The organism is Pseudoalteromonas sp. S4492, assembly GCF_005886115.1.
In the GTDB taxonomy this organism is placed as follows: domain Bacteria; phylum Pseudomonadota; class Gammaproteobacteria; order Enterobacterales; family Alteromonadaceae; genus Pseudoalteromonas; species Pseudoalteromonas gelatinilytica.
This window is the reverse complement of the sequence record NZ_PNCP01000386.1, coordinates 1-314: the sequence shown is the minus strand read 5'-3', so window position 1 is coordinate 314 and position 314 is coordinate 1. Positions and strand designations below refer to the sequence as shown.

1 protein-coding gene is annotated in these 314 nt (G+C 49.4%); it reads left to right on the top strand.

Annotated elements, in window-relative coordinates; all coding sequences use genetic code 11:
• On the top strand, positions 1 to 314 hold a 314-nt coding region (locus tag CWC28_RS21865), incomplete at both ends, for a LysR substrate-binding domain-containing protein (RefSeq protein WP_212746849.1).

Here is a 314-nt window from a genome sequence, read left to right as displayed (position 1 = left end):
CCTGTGACCAGCGAGCACCATTACCGAATCGGTTCAGGTTCGTTCATTCTTGATCATTTTCTGATTCAGGCCCTGATTGATCTAAAGCAGATTGCACCGGGTATCAGTTGTACTGTGTCGCTTCCTGATGAGGGGACGATTTATTCCATGGAGTCCGGTGAGCTGGATTTTGGGGTTATTGTGACCTTGCCAGATACGACCGAGAGCCTCTGCAAGGAGGTGATCACGACTGCGTCGTTTAATGTTCTGATGCGAAAAGGTCACCCAATGAGTGGGCGGGAAACACTGGATCTGACTGAAATGGATCAGTATCC